19 protein-coding genes and 1 riboswitch are annotated in these 15,845 nt (G+C 42.4%); of the genes, 11 read left to right on the top strand and 8 right to left on the bottom strand.

All coding sequences use genetic code 11. The features are described from left to right. The first annotated feature begins 53 nt into the window (after nt 1–53). Nucleotides 54–233 (top strand): YqzE family protein, encoded by a 180-nt coding sequence (locus ACZ07B_RS03360; protein WP_003230176.1) that lies wholly within the window; start codon nt 54–56, stop codon nt 231–233. Between the two features lie 41 nt (nt 234–274). Here the strand turns inward: ACZ07B_RS03360 and ACZ07B_RS03355 are convergent, their stop codons facing one another. Further along, entirely contained in the window at nt 275–601 is a 327-nt protein-coding gene (locus ACZ07B_RS03355; protein WP_003246051.1) for a YqzG/YhdC family protein, read from the bottom strand. 272 nt (nt 602–873) lie between these two features. Here ACZ07B_RS03355 and tapA point away from each other — a divergent pair, with 272 nt between their 5' ends. The 3 genes from tapA (at nt 874) to tasA (ending at nt 3,040) form a co-directional block, all read left to right on the top strand. Continuing rightward, nucleotides 874–1,635 carry an amyloid fiber anchoring/assembly protein TapA gene (tapA, locus tag ACZ07B_RS03350; RefSeq protein ID WP_129092525.1) on the top strand — a complete coding sequence of 254 codons (762 nt, stop codon included), beginning with the start codon at nt 874–876 and terminating at the stop codon, nt 1,633–1,635. Further along, nucleotides 1,619–2,191, top strand: coding sequence for a signal peptidase I SipW (gene sipW / locus ACZ07B_RS03345; protein WP_003246088.1), 573 nt, complete (start codon nt 1,619–1,621; stop codon nt 2,189–2,191). Before tapA ends, sipW begins: the two co-directional genes overlap by 17 nt. A gap of 63 nt (nt 2,192–2,254) precedes the next feature. Beyond that, nucleotides 2,255–3,040: a biofilm matrix protein TasA gene (tasA, locus tag ACZ07B_RS03340; protein ID WP_212130175.1), complete on the top strand. Its 786-nt coding sequence runs from the start codon at nt 2,255–2,257 to the stop codon at nt 3,038–3,040. A 92-nt stretch (nt 3,041–3,132) separates the two neighbouring features. On the opposite strand, the gene sinR is transcribed toward tasA, so the two are convergent. The 4 genes from sinR to ACZ07B_RS03320 all read right to left on the bottom strand — a co-directional run bounded on the left by sinR (nt 3,133) and on the right by ACZ07B_RS03320 (nt 6,346). Continuing rightward, the gene (gene sinR, locus ACZ07B_RS03335) at nt 3,133–3,468 is read right to left on the bottom strand and encodes a transcriptional regulator SinR (protein WP_003226345.1); all 336 of its coding nucleotides are present in this window, start codon (nt 3,466–3,468) and stop codon (nt 3,133–3,135) included. Between the two features lie 33 nt (nt 3,469–3,501). Continuing rightward, complete coding sequence (gene sinI, locus ACZ07B_RS03330) at nt 3,502–3,675, bottom strand: anti-repressor SinI (protein WP_003230187.1); 174 nt, start codon at nt 3,673–3,675, stop codon at nt 3,502–3,504. Nucleotides 3,676–3,857: 182 nt separating this feature from the next. Beyond that, complete coding sequence (locus tag ACZ07B_RS03325; protein ID WP_003230200.1) at nt 3,858–4,652, bottom strand: YqhG family protein; 795 nt, start codon at nt 4,650–4,652, stop codon at nt 3,858–3,860. A gap of 20 nt (nt 4,653–4,672) precedes the next feature. Continuing rightward, nucleotides 4,673–6,346: a DEAD/DEAH box helicase gene (locus ACZ07B_RS03320; protein WP_004398544.1), complete on the bottom strand. Its 1,674-nt coding sequence runs from the start codon at nt 6,344–6,346 to the stop codon at nt 4,673–4,675. Nucleotides 6,347–6,514: 168 nt separating this feature from the next. Further along, nucleotides 6,515–6,616: riboswitch (glycine riboswitch) on the top strand. Between the two features lie 171 nt (nt 6,617–6,787). Here ACZ07B_RS03320 and gcvT point away from each other — a divergent pair. The 3 genes from gcvT to gcvPB are packed head-to-tail and all read left to right on the top strand — an operon-like array spanning nt 6,788 to nt 10,711. Continuing rightward, the gene (gene gcvT, locus ACZ07B_RS03315; protein ID WP_015251720.1) at nt 6,788–7,876 is read left to right on the top strand and encodes a glycine cleavage system aminomethyltransferase GcvT; all 1,089 of its coding nucleotides are present in this window, start codon (nt 6,788–6,790) and stop codon (nt 7,874–7,876) included. A gap of 29 nt (nt 7,877–7,905) precedes the next feature. Further along, nucleotides 7,906–9,252 carry an aminomethyl-transferring glycine dehydrogenase subunit GcvPA gene (gene gcvPA, locus ACZ07B_RS03310; RefSeq protein ID WP_029317920.1) on the top strand — a complete coding sequence of 449 codons (1,347 nt, stop codon included), beginning with the start codon at nt 7,906–7,908 and terminating at the stop codon, nt 9,250–9,252. Continuing rightward, entirely contained in the window at nt 9,245–10,711 is a 1,467-nt protein-coding gene (gene gcvPB / locus ACZ07B_RS03305; RefSeq protein WP_003230209.1) for an aminomethyl-transferring glycine dehydrogenase subunit GcvPB, read from the top strand. The genes gcvPA and gcvPB overlap by 8 nt, the downstream gene beginning before the upstream one ends. 34 nt (nt 10,712–10,745) lie before the next feature. Here the strand turns inward: gcvPB and ACZ07B_RS03300 are convergent, their stop codons facing one another. Continuing rightward, the gene (locus ACZ07B_RS03300; protein ID WP_004398485.1) at nt 10,746–11,126 is read right to left on the bottom strand and encodes a rhodanese-like domain-containing protein; all 381 of its coding nucleotides are present in this window, start codon (nt 11,124–11,126) and stop codon (nt 10,746–10,748) included. Nucleotides 11,127–11,316: 190 nt separating this feature from the next. Between ACZ07B_RS03300 and lipM the strand changes: the two genes are divergently transcribed. The 3 genes from lipM (at nt 11,317) to ACZ07B_RS03285 (ending at nt 13,681) form a co-directional block, all read left to right on the top strand. Next, entirely contained in the window at nt 11,317–12,153 is an 837-nt protein-coding gene (lipM, locus tag ACZ07B_RS03295) for an octanoyltransferase LipM (RefSeq protein WP_014664579.1), read from the top strand. Between the two features lie 99 nt (nt 12,154–12,252). After that, on the top strand, nt 12,253–12,681 hold the full coding sequence (mntR, locus tag ACZ07B_RS03290; protein WP_003236923.1) for a transcriptional regulator MntR: 429 nt from the start codon (nt 12,253–12,255) through the stop codon (nt 12,679–12,681). A 124-nt stretch (nt 12,682–12,805) separates the two neighbouring features. After that, the gene (locus ACZ07B_RS03285; RefSeq protein ID WP_015251724.1) at nt 12,806–13,681 is read left to right on the top strand and encodes a patatin-like phospholipase family protein; all 876 of its coding nucleotides are present in this window, start codon (nt 12,806–12,808) and stop codon (nt 13,679–13,681) included. Here ACZ07B_RS03285 and ACZ07B_RS03280 read toward each other — a convergent pair. Both ACZ07B_RS03280 and ACZ07B_RS03275 read right to left on the bottom strand, forming a co-directional pair. Next, nucleotides 13,678–14,073, bottom strand: coding sequence for an SA1362 family protein (locus tag ACZ07B_RS03280; protein WP_003226367.1), 396 nt, complete (start codon nt 14,071–14,073; stop codon nt 13,678–13,680). The genes ACZ07B_RS03285 and ACZ07B_RS03280 overlap by 4 nt on opposite strands. A 39-nt stretch (nt 14,074–14,112) precedes the next feature. Next, nucleotides 14,113–15,069, bottom strand: coding sequence for a DUF1385 domain-containing protein (locus ACZ07B_RS03275; RefSeq protein WP_048655107.1), 957 nt, complete (start codon nt 15,067–15,069; stop codon nt 14,113–14,115). Between the two features lie 226 nt (nt 15,070–15,295). Between ACZ07B_RS03275 and ACZ07B_RS03270 the strand changes: the two genes are divergently transcribed. After that, a complete protein-coding gene (locus ACZ07B_RS03270; protein WP_072557057.1) occupies nt 15,296–15,832 on the top strand; it encodes a YqhR family membrane protein in 537 nt (178 codons plus the stop codon). The last annotated feature ends 13 nt before the right edge of the window (nt 15,833–15,845 follow it).

Below are 15,845 nucleotides of genomic sequence, written 5' to 3'. Positions count from 1 at the left end.
AAAAAAAGTCATGTGAGACAACACTCATAATAATTGAATGATGAGGTGATCACGTGAAAACGAATGATTATGTTAAATATATGACGCAGCAATTTGTCAAATATATAGATACTCCGAGAGATGAGCGAAAAGAACGAAAAGAGGTGCGGAAAGAAACAAAAACGCCTGTTTCCCAGCAGTGGTTCGGTATTTTACCCTATGGCTTCCGACTTTGGCTGAAACGGAAAAAATAACCGCAAATAAACGAGTAAGGTCCTTCAAAAAATGGAGGACCTTATTGATATTCTTCTAATATGGCAATTTTATTGACCTTTTGGCTATAAGGATCAAATGAAATCGTCACAAAAACGCCGAATTCTTTTGACCCTTCCCTCAGAGTTAAATGGTATTGCTTCACTGCTTCATCTTTTCTTTTACGGTCCCATACTTTTTGTTTGAACAGTACCTGTGCAAGCGGGTACCTTTTTTTTGCTTCTTTTACAGCAATCTCTTCCCATTTGGACATGTGGCGGGCGGTTACAAGCGGTGTTTCTTCTGCGTGAGCGGCTGTGGTGCCAAAGACGAGAAGAGATAGACAAATCACACATTGTTTGATCATCATGCTGTCACCCTTTCTTTGTTTATTATTACCAAATAATAATGGGATATGCATTTAAATTCTCACATAACAATCCCAAAAATTTCAAAAAAATTGAAAAAATGAGCAATACTGAGCAAGACTTTGTAATATGATGAAAACATTCTTTTAAACGAACGAAATGAGCGATTTCGGTGTTTTTAAATCTATAAATCGTTGATTATACTCTATTTGTAAAGTTCTTTAAAGAGAACGGTTGTCATATCAAGTTACAGTGTTTTACAGGAGGGTAAGATATGTTTCGATTGTTTCACAATCAGCAAAAGGCGAAGACGAAACTGAAAGTTCTGCTTATCTTTCAGCTTTCAGTCATTTTCAGTCTGACTGCCGCACTATGCTTACAATTTTCCGATGATACAAGCGCTGCTTTTCATGATATTGAAACATTTGATGTCTCACTTCAAACGTGTAAAGACTTTCAGCATACAGATAAAAACTGCCATTATGATAAACGCTGGGATCAAAGTGATTTGCACATATCAGATCAAACGGATACGAAAGGCACTGTATGCTCACCTTTCGCCTTATTTGCTGTGCTCGAAAATACAGGTGAGAAACTTAAGAAATCAAAGTGGAAGTGGGAGCTTCATAAGCTTGAAAATGCCCGCAAACCGTTAAAGGATGGGAACGTGATCGAAAAAGGATTTGTCTCCAATCAAATTGGCGATTCACTTTATAAAATTGAGACGAAGAAAAAAATGAAACCCGGCATTTATGCATTTAAAGTATATAAACCGGCAGGCTACCCGGCAAACGGCAGTACATTTGAGTGGTCGGAGCCTATGAGGCTTGCAAAATGCGATGAAAAACCGACAGTCCCTAAAAAAGAAACAAAGTCGGACGTCAAAAAGGAGAATGAAACAACACAAAAAGATATACAGGAAAAAACAATGAAAGAAGAAACATCTCAAGAAGCTGTAACCAAAGAAAAAGAAACTCAATCAGACCAGAAGGAAAGCGGGGAAGAGGATGAAAAAAGCAATGAAGCTGATCAGTAATATTTTATACGTGATCATCTTTACTCTTATTATTGTGCTGACACTTGTCGTGATTTCAACACGTTCATCCGGGGGAGAGCCGGCAGTGTTTGGGTATACGCTGAAATCAGTTCTGTCAGGTTCGATGGAGCCGGAGTTCAATACAGGTTCCTTAATATTGGTCAAAGAAATCACTGATGTGAAAGAGCTCCAAAAAGGTGACGTTATTACATTTATGCAGGATGCAAATACGGCGGTCACCCACAGAATTGTTGACATAACAAAGCAAGGAGACCATTTGTTATTTAAAACAAAAGGTGATAATAATGCAGCAGCTGATTCAGCGCCTGTATCGGACGAAAATGTTCGCGCGCAATACACAGGTTTTCAGCTTCCATATGCCGGCTATATGCTTCATTTTGCCAGCCAGCCGATTGGAACGGCTGTATTATTGATTGTTCCCGGCGTGATGCTGTTAGTGTACGCTTTTGTGACGATCAGCAGCGCCATTAGAGAAATTGAAAGAAAGACAAAAGCCTTGGAAACAGATACAAAGGACAGCACCATGTCTACTTAACTTCAGTTGTAAACCTGGCAACAGGTTTCGATATAAAATCATTCAATAAAAGGGGAGTTTACCATGGGTATGAAAAAGAAATTGAGTTTAGGAGTTGCTTCTGCAGCACTAGGATTAGCTTTAGTTGGAGGAGGAACATGGGCAGCATTTAACGACATTAAATCAAAGGATGCTACTTTTGCATCAGGTACGCTTGATTTATCTGCTAAAGAGAATTCAGCGAGTGTGAACTTATCAAATCTAAAGCCGGGAGATAAGTTGACAAAGGATTTCCAATTTGAAAATAACGGATCACTTGCGATCAAAGAAGTTCTAATGGCGCTTAATTATGGAGATTTTAAAGCAAACGGCGGCAGCAATACATCTCCAGAAGATTTCCTCAGCCAGTTTGAAGTGACATTGTTGACAGTTGGAAAAGAGGGCGGCAATGGTTACCCGAAAAACATTATTTTAGATGATGCGAACCTTAAAGACTTGTATTTGATGTCTGCTAAAAATGATGTAGCGGCTACTGAAAAAATCAAAAAACAAATTGACCCTAAATTCTTAAATGCAAGCGGTAAAGTCAATGTAGCAACAATTGACGGTAAAACCGCTCCTGAATATGATGGTGTTCCAAAAACACCAACTGACTTCGATCAGGTTCAAATGGAAATCCAATTCAAAGATGATAAAACAAAAGATGAAAACGGACTTATGGTTCAAAATAAATATCAAGGCAACTCCATTAAGCTTCAATTCTCGTTCGAAGCTACACAGTGGAACGGCTTGACAATCAAAAAGGACCATACTGATAAAGACGGTTATGTGAAAGAAAATGAAAAAGCGCACAGCGAGGATAAAAATTAATAACAGCAATAAAAAGAGACGGCCCAGTATTCATATACTGGGCCGTCTCGATGTTTATTGACAAAAGAGGAGTTAGTGCCTCTGCTCAGGCACTACTCCTCTTTTTGAGATTTTCTCCATTTTTGATAATCTAAAAATTCACGAAATTGTTTTTTCGATACCCCGGATGTCATCGCATCGCGAACCAATTTCTCCCATTCACTATCTAATTGACCATCGTATTCGGTTTCATGTTTCTCATCGAGCAAAGTATGAACCGAGACGTCCAGAACAGCGGAGACTTTTTCGAGAAATTGAATGGAGGGGTTCGTTTGTAGATTTCGTTCTATTGAGCTTAAATAAGACTTCGCTACCCCAGCTTTTTCAGCTAGTTCTGATAGTGAGTAGCCTTTTTCTTTACGGTATTGTTTAATACGCTGGCCAATCAATGTCATCACCTTCCTTGTGATATTATAGCACATTCAGAAAGGATTTACGGTATGACTTCTGGCTGCCGGACCAGGATGAGCAGACTTTTTGTTTAAAAGTAAATATTTTCGTATTTCTTCCGGGCTGATATTTGCCTCTTTGGCTTCCACCATTAATTCAACCCATTCTTGATCCAATTCAAAGTGCTCTTGTTTTGCATTCTTCATGCAGTTTCTCCTCCTAAAATACTTGTTTATGTATTTCAGCCAGTCCGGCCATGACTTATTGTATGCTTCATTAGTCTCTGGAAGTCATTTGCCATTAAATCGCCAGAATTTTTTTCCAATATACCTTTATTATAATCGTATTTTCTCAAAAAAAACGAGAATGATGTCGAATGGTAAAAAAGTTAGCTTGAAATATTATTTTGCAGATAAAACAATCCGCCATTTTCAATTTCAACTGATATCTTTGGTTGATACAAGGTTTTCAGCGCCTGTTTTTCTAGATGGTATTCTTCTGGTTTTTCTTCTATATGCTCGTAAAACTTATCAAGCAATGTCATATCATTCTTCCACCTGTTAACCGCCTGTTCCGCCCAGTCGGACGGCTCCTGCATAGCGGATTTGGAAATATAGTTTTCCATACGCTTAAGTCCGCTTTCTGGTTTGATCATAGGTGAAATGGTGAAGCAATAGTCACATATTTGAGACGTCAGTGAAAACTGGGTCAGCTTGCTTTGAAAATCTTCAATTATCGTTCCAGAGACTAGGTGAAGACCTAGTGACAATAACTTATCCTTTTTCATGTCGGACTGGTATGAAATCGTGACATTTATACCAAGCCAAGGCTGAAGTGGGACTTTAGCTCCGGCTGATTCAATTTTCTCATACATTCTGGTAAATCTCCCATTTTGTTTAACAGCTTTAAATATTTGAAAAAGACGCGGGGCCCCAAAATATATAAATTCACCATCTAGGTCTTTTGGCGCATTTTCTTTATCTGTAATAAAAGTGATTTTCATTGGATTCGGATCACCGCCTGTCTTCTCGCGCCAATGCCAGTAGAAAGGGCGGTTCATGATTTGTTTGTCCATTTCAACTGTAAGCTGCACTGTCATATAGCCTAAGCCTTGATCGACGATTTGGCAGCTGTTTGCTTGAAAAAAACGCAGCAGAAAATCGTGAACCTCTTGCTGTCTCACTAATAAAACCTCCTTACAGGCTAAGATCCTCTTTTTTCAGCAGGCAGCTGTTTTTTATAAGACAAAAATGAGGTTAAGTTATCCATTTTTATTTTCATTTCTTCTTCTGTTGCTGAGTGATACAAAATGTCATGAAGGTGCTCTTCAAAATTGTTCACTTGAATTTTCGTTAAAATATCATCAAGTTCACCGACCACTTTTTCAAACAAATGAATTTTTTCATATAAAAGCTTTAGAATATGCTCTTCCACCGTATGTTTTGTCGCCATGTTATAAATATGCACGTCACGCTCCTGCCCGAGTCTGTGAATTCTTCCGATTCTTTGCTCAAGCCGCATCGGGTTCCATGGCAGGTCATAGTTGATCATGTGATTGCAAAATTGCAGGTTAATTCCCTCACCGCCTGCTTCAGTTGCAATAAGGACTTGGATTTTTCCGCGGAAAAGATCCTTCATCCAGTCTTTTTTTCCACGTTTAAATCCGCCTCTAAACGGCACAGAACTGATGCCGTTTTGCTGAAGAAACCACTGCAGATAAATCTGGGTTGCACGGTATTCTGTAAAAATGATGACCTTATCGTCGATCTTTTTGATCAAGTCAACAACTTGAAGCGCTTTAGAGTTTTGTGTCACTTGATTGATGCGATCTATCAAAACTGAAATCGTATCCTCATCAATGGCAGGTGCTTGTTTCTCTTTTTGATCAAGCATCTTTTTCAGCGTCATATATACCGCTTCTCTGCTCGAACAGCATTCTCTTTGCAAGGTCATAATCGAGAACATGCTGGCTGGTTTATTGATACTGTCCTTCAAGCGAGAAATTTCATCATAAAGCGCCTGCTCTGATGGAGAAAATTGAATCGGCACTGTTTCAACATGGCGCTGTTTCCAATTCAGCCCTGTATCATGCCGCCTGTTACGGATCATGACTTTATTCACAAGATCTTTTAAATGTTCATGCGCTTCTAAACTGGATTTCTTCTTGGCGAACTCCTCCTGAAAGTGATTCTGACTGCCTAAATGGCCGGGTTTTAATAAGGACACCAAATTGAAAATCTCTTCGATACGGTTCTGGATTGGCGTCGCGGTAAGAAGCAGGCAATATTTTTTTACGAGATTCCGGACAAATTCATAGTTCTTCGTTTTGCTATTTTTCAGTTTGTGTGCCTCATCAATAATGACAAGATCATATGGGATAGACAGAACGATTTCTCGATGGGGCGAGCGCTTCGCGGTGTCTATTGATGAGACGACAATATCGCATTGCTCCCACACATAGCTTTTCTTTTGTTCAACAGCCGGAATCAAAAATTTTTCCTGAAGCTCTTTGACCCATTGTGACACAAGGGAAGCGGGCACAAGGATCAAAATTTTTTTTGCTAACCCGCGAATCATATATTCTTTTAGAATCAGTCCAGCTTCAACCGTTTTTCCGAGACCAACCTCATCTGCTAAAATCGCTTTCCCGTTCATTTTTTCAACCACTTTTTGCGCCACTTCAAGCTGGTGGGGGAGCGGCGTAAAGGAAGGCAGATATAAAGGAGCCCGTAAGCCTTCAAACTCTGGAATTGCTAATGTTTTCTGGATTTCTGCAGAGAGCTTGTACAGTTCCCAGTTTGCCCAAGGGCCATCGTTTTTCAGTCTTTCAGCAAATTCTTCAGGCCATTTTGCATCGTAGATCATTTCTGTATTCATTGCTTTGAAACCGCCTTTCTTATTCTTCGATTCTTAAGATGAATAATATAAGAAAAATCTGCCCAAATTGCTGTTGCCCAGCATATAGTGATGATGGTAGGATATGAGTATGTATTTGATGTAAGATATTGCTATAGTATGTCCATAACAGCATGAAAATATGAGCGAATGACAGCAAGGGGAGAGACCTGACCGAAAACCTCGGGATACAGGCGCCGAAGGAGCAAACTGCGGAGTGAATCTCTCAGGCAAAAGAACTCTTGCTCGACGCAACTCTGGAGAGTGTTTGTGCGGATGCGCAAACCACCAAAGGGGACGTCTTTGCGTATGCAAAGTAAACTTTCAGGTGCCAGGACAGAGAACCTTCATTTTACATGAGGTGTTTCTCTGTCCTTTTTTGTATGTTTTTTAGCTGCGCCGTTGATAAAGGGGAGGAATTAGATGCTGAAAAGAACGCCGTTATTTGACCTGTATAAGGAATATGGAGGAAAAACGATTGATTTCGGAGGTTGGGAGCTTCCTGTTCAATTTTCTTCTATAAAAAAAGAACACGAGGCTGTCCGAACTGCAGCCGGTTTGTTTGATGTATCTCATATGGGAGAAGTCGAAGTGTCAGGGAACGACAGTCTGTCTTTTTTGCAAAGATTGATGACAAATGATGTTTCCGCGTTAACGCCAGGCCGTGCTCAATATACAGCGATGTGTTACCCGGATGGCGGAACCGTCGATGATTTGCTTATCTATCAAAAAGGAGAGAACCGCTATCTGCTTGTCATTAATGCTTCTAATATAGATAAAGACTTGGCTTGGATGAAAGAACATGCAGCAGGTGATGTGCAGATTGACAATCAGTCAGATCAAATCGCGCTCTTGGCTGTACAGGGACCGAAAGCAGAAGCGATCTTAAAAAATCTGACAGATGCAGATGTGTCTGCATTAAAGCCGTTTGCGTTTATTGATGAAGCCGATATCAGCGGCCGCAAAGCACTTATTTCACGCACTGGCTATACGGGAGAAGACGGGTATGAAATTTACTGCCGCAGTGATGATGCTATGCATATTTGGAAAAAAATCATCGATGCAGGGGATGCATACGGATTGATTCCATGCGGTCTCGGTGCACGTGATACACTCCGGTTTGAAGCGAAGCTCCCGCTCTACGGTCAGGAGCTGACCCGGGATATTACACCGATTGAAGCAGGTATAGGCTTTGCTGTAAAGCACAAAAAGGAGTCTGACTTTTTCGGTAAGTCAGTATTGAGTGAACAAAAAGAAAACGGAGCGAAGCGCAAACTTGTCGGTCTCGAAATGATTGAAAAAGGGATACCGCGGCACGGATATGAGGTTTTCCAAAATGGCAGGTCTGTCGGAAAGGTGACAACCGGCACGCAGTCACCGACATTAGGGAAAAACGTCGGCCTTGCCTTAATTGATTCGGAAACGAGTGAGATCGGGACTGTTGTAGATGTAGAGATTCGCAAAAAATTAGTGAAAGCAAAGGTTGTCAAAACACCATTTTATAAACGCTAATATTTTTTCTTGGAGAGAGGAGACAACACATGAAGCACCGTTATTTGCCCGCAACAGAAAAGGATAAACAGGAGATGCTTGCTACTATCGGCGTAAGCAGCATCGATGATTTATTTGCTGATATACCGGAAAACGTCAAATATAAAAAAGAGTATCAAATCAAAAAAGCGAAATCAGAAACAGAATTAACAAGAGAACTGACAAAGCTGGCCTCTAAAAATCGTGATACCGTACAATACGCTTCTTTCTTAGGAGCGGGTGTATATGACCACTATCAGCCTGTCATTGTGGATCATGTCATTTCACGCTCTGAGTTTTATACCGCATATACGCCTTATCAGCCAGAGATTTCACAAGGAGAGCTCCAGGCTATTTTTGAATTCCAAACGATGATCTGTGAACTGACAGGCATGGATATCGCCAACTCCTCGATGTATGACGGCGGAACAGCCTTGGCAGAAGCAGCAATGCTTGCTTCAGGCCACACGAAAAAGAAAAAAATTGTTGTGTCAAAAACCGTGCATCCTGAATCGCGAGAGGTGCTGAAAACGTACGCAAAAGGTCAGTATATTGATGTTGTTGAAGTACCCGCTGCGGATGGCGTTACGGATCTTGATGCATTGCGTCAAACCGTTTGCGAGAACACAGCCGCAGTGATCGTTCAGTACCCGAATTTTTTCGGCCGGATCGAGCCGCTAAAGGATATTGAGCCTATCGCTCATCAAGGGAAATCCATGTTTATTGTTTCAGCCAACCCGCTGGCGCTAGGTCTTCTCACTCCGCCGGGCAAGTTTCAGTCTGATATCGTCGTCGGTGATGCGCAGCCTTTCGGCATTCCTTCAGCATACGGCGGCCCGCATTGCGGCTTTTTTGCCGTTACTAAAAAATTAATGAGAAAGGTGCCGGGCCGTCTCGTCGGACAAACGGAAGACGAAAACGGAAAAAGAGGCTTTGTGCTTACCCTGCAAGCCAGGGAGCAGCATATCCGCCGGGATAAAGCAACATCAAATATATGCTCGAACCAAGCTTTAAATGCGCTGGCAGCATCAGTGGCCATGACTGCTCTCGGAAAAAACGGCGTAAAAGATATAGCCCGCCAAAATCTCTTAAAAGCCAACTATGCAAAGCAAGAAGCAAAAAAAGCAGGCCTTACTGTTATGTTTGACGGGCCGATGTTTAATGAATTTGTCATCAAACTGGATGAGCCGGTGAGAGCTGTGAACAAGCGTTTGCTGGCAAAAGGCATGATTGGCGGATATGATCTTGGGTTGACGTATCCGGAGCTGGACTGCCATATGCTGATTGCTGTAACGGAGCTGAGAACAAAAGAAGAAATTGACGCACTCATTCAGGAATTGGGGGATCGCCATGAGTAATCAGGACCAGGCACTTATTTTTGAACTTTCAAGAGAAGGCCGAATCGGCTATAGTCTGCCGGAGCTCGATGTACCGGAAATCGAATTGGGGGACCTCTTGTCAGACACCTATATTCGTGACGAAGACGCAGCGCTGCCGGAGGTTTCAGAGCTGGACATCATGCGCCATTATACAGCGCTGTCCAAACGCAATCACGGGGTGGATTCCGGTTTTTATCCTCTCGGTTCTTGCACGATGAAATACAATCCGAAAATCAATGAAAAAATCGCGCGTATACCTGGTTTTGCTGCGATTCATCCCCTTCAGGATGAAGACACGGTGCAAGGCGCATTAGAGCTTTTATATGATTTAAGCAAGCACCTTGAAGAAATAACGGGAATGGATGAGGTTACGCTTCAGCCTGCTGCCGGAGCGCACGGCGAATGGACGGGGCTGATGATGATCCGTGCCTATCATGAAGCTCGCGGGGATTTCAAGCGGACGAAGGTCATTGTCCCTGATTCCGCGCATGGGACGAATCCTGCATCAGCGACAGTAGCAGGCTTTGAAACCGTTACGGTGAAATCGAATGAAAAAGGGCTTGTTGATTTAGAGGATTTAAAAAGAGCAGTGAATGAAGAAACTGCAGCGCTTATGCTGACGAATCCGAACACGCTCGGCTTGTTTGAGGAGCAGATTACAGAGATGGCGGAAATTGTACACCAAGCGGGGGGGAAACTGTATTATGACGGCGCTAATTTAAATGCCGTTTTAAGCAAGGCGAGACCTGGTGATATGGGATTTGACGTGGTGCACCTCAACCTGCATAAAACATTCACAGGCCCTCATGGCGGCGGAGGCCCGGGCTCAGGCCCTGTCGGCGTAAAACAAGATCTGATTCCTTATTTGCCAAAGCCAGTTTTAGTCAAAAAAGAAGGGCGCTTTACGTTTGATTATGACCGCCCTCATGCGATCGGCCGTGTGAAGCCGTATTACGGCAACTTTGGCATTAATGTGAGAGCGTATACGTATATTCGCTCCATGGGGCCTGACGGATTAAAGGCTGTTACTGAGAACGCAGTGTTAAACGCCAATTATATGATGAGAAAGCTCGCGCCTTATTACGATCTTCCGTTTGACCGCCATTGCAAGCATGAATTTGTATTATCAGGGAAGCGGCAGAAAAAGCTGGGAGTGCGTACGCTTGATATTGCAAAACGGCTGCTTGATTTCGGCTATCATCCGCCGACGATTTATTTCCCGCTTAATGTTGAAGAATGCATCATGATCGAGCCGACAGAGACCGAATCAAAGGAAACACTGGACGCGTTTATTGATGCTATGATTCAAATCGCAAAAGAAGCGGAGGAGAATCCGGAGCTTGTTCAGGAGGCCCCGCATACAACGATTGTAAAAAGAATGGATGAAACAAAAGCGGCGAGACACCCAGTGCTCAGATACGAGGCGGAAGAAAGATAAATAAAAACAGCTGTCTACCAGACAGCTGTTTGCTTTATTTCTTCGCTTTAATCTTTCCGCCCCATTTTTTAAAGCCGCCTTTTAGGTTGTAAATCTCAGTACAGCCGTTTTTGCGCAGGGTTTGTGCCGCGCGTCCGCTGCGGACACTGTTTTGGCAGTACAGGTAAACAGGCTTGTCCGTACGGATCTCATTTTTTCTCTGTTTCAGCTGGGAAAGCGGGATGTTGCGGGCGCCTAAAATATGTCCGCCCTCAAACTCATTTGGCTCACGAACATCAATAAGCTGCGCTTTGCGGTAACCCGCGCGGAATTCTTCTTCGGTAAGTGTTTTCATAATTCGCTGCTGATAGACATATGAAGCAATCATATAGATGATAAATGCAGCAAAAATAATCAAAACGATCATATTAGACAATGTGATTCTACTCCTTTAGCATATAAAATCAAAACCCTGCTTCATAAAACAAGGTCATAGAGCCGTTTTCGACAAATACTATTATAGTAAAGCACAGCGTGATTGTCATCTATAATGGAACTAAAATATTTTTCATTTTCCCGACAGTTTGATAAACTGATTCTATTAAAACGGTAAGGAAGGTCTTAAAATGCAAAAAGAAACTTGGCGGTTTATAGACTCAGGCAATGCAAGTCCTGCATTCAATATGGCGCTTGATGAAGCGCTTTTATATTGGCACAGCGAAAAGAAAATCCCCCCGGTTATCCGTTTTTACGGCTGGAATCCGGCGACACTTTCTGTAGGGTATTTTCAAAATATTAAAAAGGAAATCAATTTTGAAGCAGTACATAAATATAATCTCGGATTCGTCAGACGCCCGACCGGCGGGAGAGGTGTGCTGCACGATCAGGAACTGACATACAGCGTAATTGTTTCGGAAGAGCACCCCGAGATGCCGGCAACTGTTACTGAGGCTTACCGGGTTATTTCAGAAGGCATACTTCAAGGCTTTAGAAATCTCGGTCTGGACGCTTACTTTGCCATCCCGAGAACTGAAAAAGAAAAAGAAAGCTTAAAAAATCCGCGGTCATCTGTTTGTTTTGACGCGCCTTCATGGTATGAGCTAGTGGTTGAGGGGCGCAAGGTGGCGGGAAGCGCGCAAACGAGACAAAAAGGCGTGATTCTTCAGCATGGCTCCATTCTGCTTGATTTGGATGAGGATAAGCTGTTCGATCTGTTCTTATATCCGAGTGAAAGAGTAAGAGAACGGATGCAGCGCAATTTCAAAAATAAAGCGGTTGCCATTAATGAACTCACTGAAAAGCGGGTGACGATGGATGAGGCTCGTAAAGCCTTTAAAGAAGGATTTGAAACAGGTCTTAACATTCATTTGGAGCCATATGAACTTTCTCAGGAAGAGCTTGATTTTGTTCATCACTTGGCTGAAACAAAGTACGCTTCAGATGAATGGAATTATAAGCGGTAAACAGGGCTTTTGACCCGCGGAGCATCCTTGTTTTTTCAAGTTCATTAGTGTAAACTTGTAATGGTTTATAAAGTTAAGGTGCTTTTTGGGAGGGTTTCGATGACAACACCAAGTATGGAAGATTATATTGAACAGATTTATATGCTGATTGAAGAAAAAGGATATGCACGAGTTTCCGATATCGCGGAAGCATTGGCAGTCCATCCCTCCTCTGTAACAAAAATGGTTCAAAAACTAGATAAAGACGAATATTTAATTTATGAAAAATATCGCGGTCTCGTGTTAACGTCTAAAGGGAAAAAAATAGGCAAACGGCTGGTATACAGACATGAATTGCTTGAGCAGTTTTTAAGAATCATTGGTGTTGATGAAGAGAAAATATATAACGATGTCGAAGGAATCGAACATCATTTAAGCTGGAACAGCATTGATCGCATCGGGGATCTTGTTCAATATTTTGAAGAAGATGATGCCCGTAAAAAAGATCTGAAATCAATCCAAAAGAAAACAGAACATCATAATCAGTAAAAAGGCGGTCTCAAAGGAGGCCGTCTTTTTTGATGCGCTGCGCCGCCCGTCATTCATTGGTCTATTTCTTCGCGTGTTTTCTTAAAATGGTAATAAACGATCGGATGGAGGGGGAGGGAATGAGATGTATATTGACGGTGTCTTTTCCGGCGGAGGAGTAAAAGGCATTGCGCTTGCAGGCGCTTATGAAGCGCTTGAGGAAAAAGGCTTCCGCTTTAAAAGAGTTGCGGGTACAAGCGCCGGCGCCATTATTGCCGCTTTCATTGCGTCAGGTTACACCAGTAAGGAAATCCACGCTTTAATTGAAGAAGTGGACGGAGAGAAATTGCTGGATCAGAGGTACTCTTTTCTCCCCTTAAAAATGCTCCAGTGGGTGTCCATCTACTGGCGTCTTGGCTTATACAAAGGCGATACGATAGAAAAATGGATTGCTGATCTGTTAAGAGCGAAAGGCATAAGGGTTTTCGGCGATTTGCAAAAAGGGTCTCTGCGCCTTATTGCTTCTGATCTGACAAACGGCACCATGATTGTTTTACCGGACGATTTGGCCCGTTACGGGTTAAATCCAGATATGTTCCCGGTTGCCAGAGCGGTCAGAATGAGCTGCAGCATTCCATATTTCTTTGAACCGATAAAATTAAAAACGGACACAGGCACCGCCACGGTTGTCGACGGAGGCGTGTTAAGCAATTTTCCCATCTGGCTGTTTTCAAAGGAAAGAAAGCGCCCTGTGATCGGTGTCACGCTTGCGCCGCGTGAAAGAGAGCGTCCGAAAAAAAATATCCGCAACGCTTTTGAACTGTTCGGCGCCCTGTTTGAAACGATGAAGGATGCCCATGACGCAAGGCACATTGCATCACGCTATGAACAAAATATCATTTTTCTCCCGGTTGATGGCGTAATGGCAACTGATTTTCATTTAACACAACAAAAAAAACTAGCCCTGATTGAGCTAGGTAAAAGACGGACAGAGCTGTTTTTAAAGCAGTGGACCTATTAAAAAAGCGCTCTGTTTTTCTTTTTATTTTTTTTCCCTTCTATAACAGTCAGCTGAGTCTGGCTTTTTTTCTTGAGAATCATCGGCTTAGGCTTGCTGGCGCTCGGAACGCTTCGCAGGTGGCTGACACGTCCCTTATGTCCGGCGCGGTGTTTTGCTTTTTGTTCTTTCATCCGGCGCCGCGATTGTTTCGCCGCTTTTTTGAAGGCTGCTCCTTCGCTGCCCGCATTTCGATTCATTACATATTTCACAATAAAATAAATAATGATACCTGCCACGATGACGGTTACCGCCATTTTTGCCATTTCTCCGGGATTGGTTACCAGCACATAGAGGAAACCGAACGCTCCCAGCGCAATTAATACAGCAATAATAGGTTGTACACGATGATTCATAACTGTCCACCTCCGAAAGTAATAGCAGGGCAACGGATTTTAGATGACGTTGTGAGAAGGCTTCTGATTTTGCTCAGACAATGCTTCGAGTCTGAGAAGTTCGTTAAAGCTTTCGATGGCAACTTCAACCTGATCATCCTTAGGTTCCTTTGTGGTTAACAGCTGAAGCCAAAGACCCGGGTACCCAAGTAATTTCAGACCGGGAATGTCACGCACTTTGTTTGTCAGCTGCAGAACTTCAAAGGATATACCAAGCACGACCGGTATCAGTGCGACACGATCTATAACACGCAGCCAAAGCGGATCTGTCGGAACAAGTAAATAAACAAACATGCCGACAATAATCGTAAATAAAATAAAGCTTGATCCGCAGCGGTAATGAAGCCGAGATTGGTTTTGGACATTCTCCACAGTAATTGGCAAATTCTGTTCATAACAGTTTATGACTTTATGTTCGGCTCCATGATATTGAAACACTCTTTTAATGAGCGGTGTCATGGACAAAAAATAGATGTAACCGAGCAGCAAAATCAACTTAAACAGGCTTTCAACCGCGATTTGCGCCGTGTCCGAGGAAAAAATCGGCCTTGTCAGTTCCGCTAAGAAAACTGGAACCAATGTGAATACGAATTTACTGAACAAAAATGATAGGACGCCTATAACTGCGAGGCTGAGATACATAGACAGCCCGGAGGATTTTTTTTCTTCCTGCTCAAGTGTCTCGTCTTCAGATGGATCGAGCCCGTAACGTTCGCTTGAAAAATTCAGATGCTTTGTGCCGTTTGCACTCGCTTCGATAATGGCCGCGATCCCCCGTAAAAACGGGATCTTTTTCACGATGTTCAGTTTCGGGTTGTGTTTGCGTGGAAGCTTAAAAAAGTCAATGCTTCCATCCGTTCTTTTGATGGCTGTAACGTAATGATGCTTTCCGCCAAACATAACGCCTTCCACAACAGCCTGCCCGCCGTAAGCGGGCGGAACTTTATGTTTTGACATATTATCAACCTGCCTATTTCTTTAGGATTGCTAACCATTTCCTTTCACTCTATTGTACAGGAAACAGCGCTAAACCTCTAGATTGACAGGCTGAAAAAATTGCCATAGCCTTGCTTTTTCTACATGCATTATACCCGTTATTTTCAAATTTTACTCGCAGCTGCCAAAAAGTGTGAGCTTTTTTATTGACATTTCATTTTTTGGGCACACTTTAACTGGAGGTGCCATGATGACAAGCGAAAAAGATACAGAACAAAATGAAGAATTGAATGAGAAGCAAAAGCCGCCTGTTTCAATGGCCGGCAGGGTGGCGGCAACAGGTTTTTGCGGAGGCGTACTTTGGAGTTTCGTTGCTTATATCGCATATTTGTTTCATTTTTCCGAAATCAGCCCGAATATGATATTGCAGCCGTTTGTGCTCGGAGAGTGGAAAAAACATGGGCTGGGAACGGTAATCAGCATCATTTTGATTGGAGTAATTTCAATTGGCGCAGCGTTTCTTTATTTTCTTCTATTGAAACGTTTAAAAACAATGTGGCCGGGTATTTTATACGGCTTGGTGCTTTGGCTGCTCGTGTTTTTTGTTTTTAATCCGATTTTTCCAGAAGTGCGCACGGTGACCGAACTGACATCAGATACAATTATTACGACCATTTGCATTTATTTGCTTTACGGGCTGTTTGTCGGGTATTCCATTTCATTTGAATACAATGAGCTGAATTCGGAAAAGCTTGCACGTGCGCTGGGAATGCATAGAGAATAGTGTATAATCCTTT

Source organism: Bacillus sp. 9.4 (genome assembly GCF_055486415.1).
Note: the sequence above shows the minus strand (reverse complement) of the source record. Positions and strands in the feature narration are given on the sequence as shown.

Excerpts from the sequence above, each read along its gene's own strand:
- ACZ07B_RS03355 (WP_003246051.1), bottom strand. The coding sequence starts at position 601 with ATGATGATCAAACAATGTGTGATTTGTCTATCTCTTCTCGTCTTTGGC.
- tapA (WP_129092525.1), top strand. The coding sequence starts at position 874 with ATGTTTCGATTGTTTCACAATCAGCAAAAGGCGAAGACGAAACTGAAA.
- sipW (WP_003246088.1), top strand. The coding sequence starts at position 1,619 with ATGAAGCTGATCAGTAATATTTTATACGTGATCATCTTTACTCTTATT.
- tasA (WP_212130175.1), top strand. The coding sequence starts at position 2,255 with ATGGGTATGAAAAAGAAATTGAGTTTAGGAGTTGCTTCTGCAGCACTA.
- sinI (WP_003230187.1), bottom strand. The coding sequence starts at position 3,675 with ATGAAGAATGCAAAACAAGAGCACTTTGAATTGGATCAAGAATGGGTT.
- ACZ07B_RS03320 (WP_004398544.1), bottom strand. The coding sequence starts at position 6,346 with ATGAATACAGAAATGATCTACGATGCAAAATGGCCTGAAGAATTTGCT.
- gcvT (WP_015251720.1), top strand. The coding sequence starts at position 6,788 with ATGCTGAAAAGAACGCCGTTATTTGACCTGTATAAGGAATATGGAGGA.
- gcvPA (WP_029317920.1), top strand. The coding sequence starts at position 7,906 with ATGAAGCACCGTTATTTGCCCGCAACAGAAAAGGATAAACAGGAGATG.
- gcvPB (WP_003230209.1), top strand. The coding sequence starts at position 9,245 with ATGAGTAATCAGGACCAGGCACTTATTTTTGAACTTTCAAGAGAAGGC.
- lipM (WP_014664579.1), top strand. The coding sequence starts at position 11,317 with ATGCAAAAAGAAACTTGGCGGTTTATAGACTCAGGCAATGCAAGTCCT.
- mntR (WP_003236923.1), top strand. The coding sequence starts at position 12,253 with ATGACAACACCAAGTATGGAAGATTATATTGAACAGATTTATATGCTG.
- ACZ07B_RS03285 (WP_015251724.1), top strand. The coding sequence starts at position 12,806 with ATGTATATTGACGGTGTCTTTTCCGGCGGAGGAGTAAAAGGCATTGCG.
- ACZ07B_RS03280 (WP_003226367.1), bottom strand. The coding sequence starts at position 14,073 with ATGAATCATCGTGTACAACCTATTATTGCTGTATTAATTGCGCTGGGA.
- ACZ07B_RS03275 (WP_048655107.1), bottom strand. The coding sequence starts at position 15,069 with ATGTCAAAACATAAAGTTCCGCCCGCTTACGGCGGGCAGGCTGTTGTG.
- ACZ07B_RS03270 (WP_072557057.1), top strand. The coding sequence starts at position 15,296 with ATGATGACAAGCGAAAAAGATACAGAACAAAATGAAGAATTGAATGAG.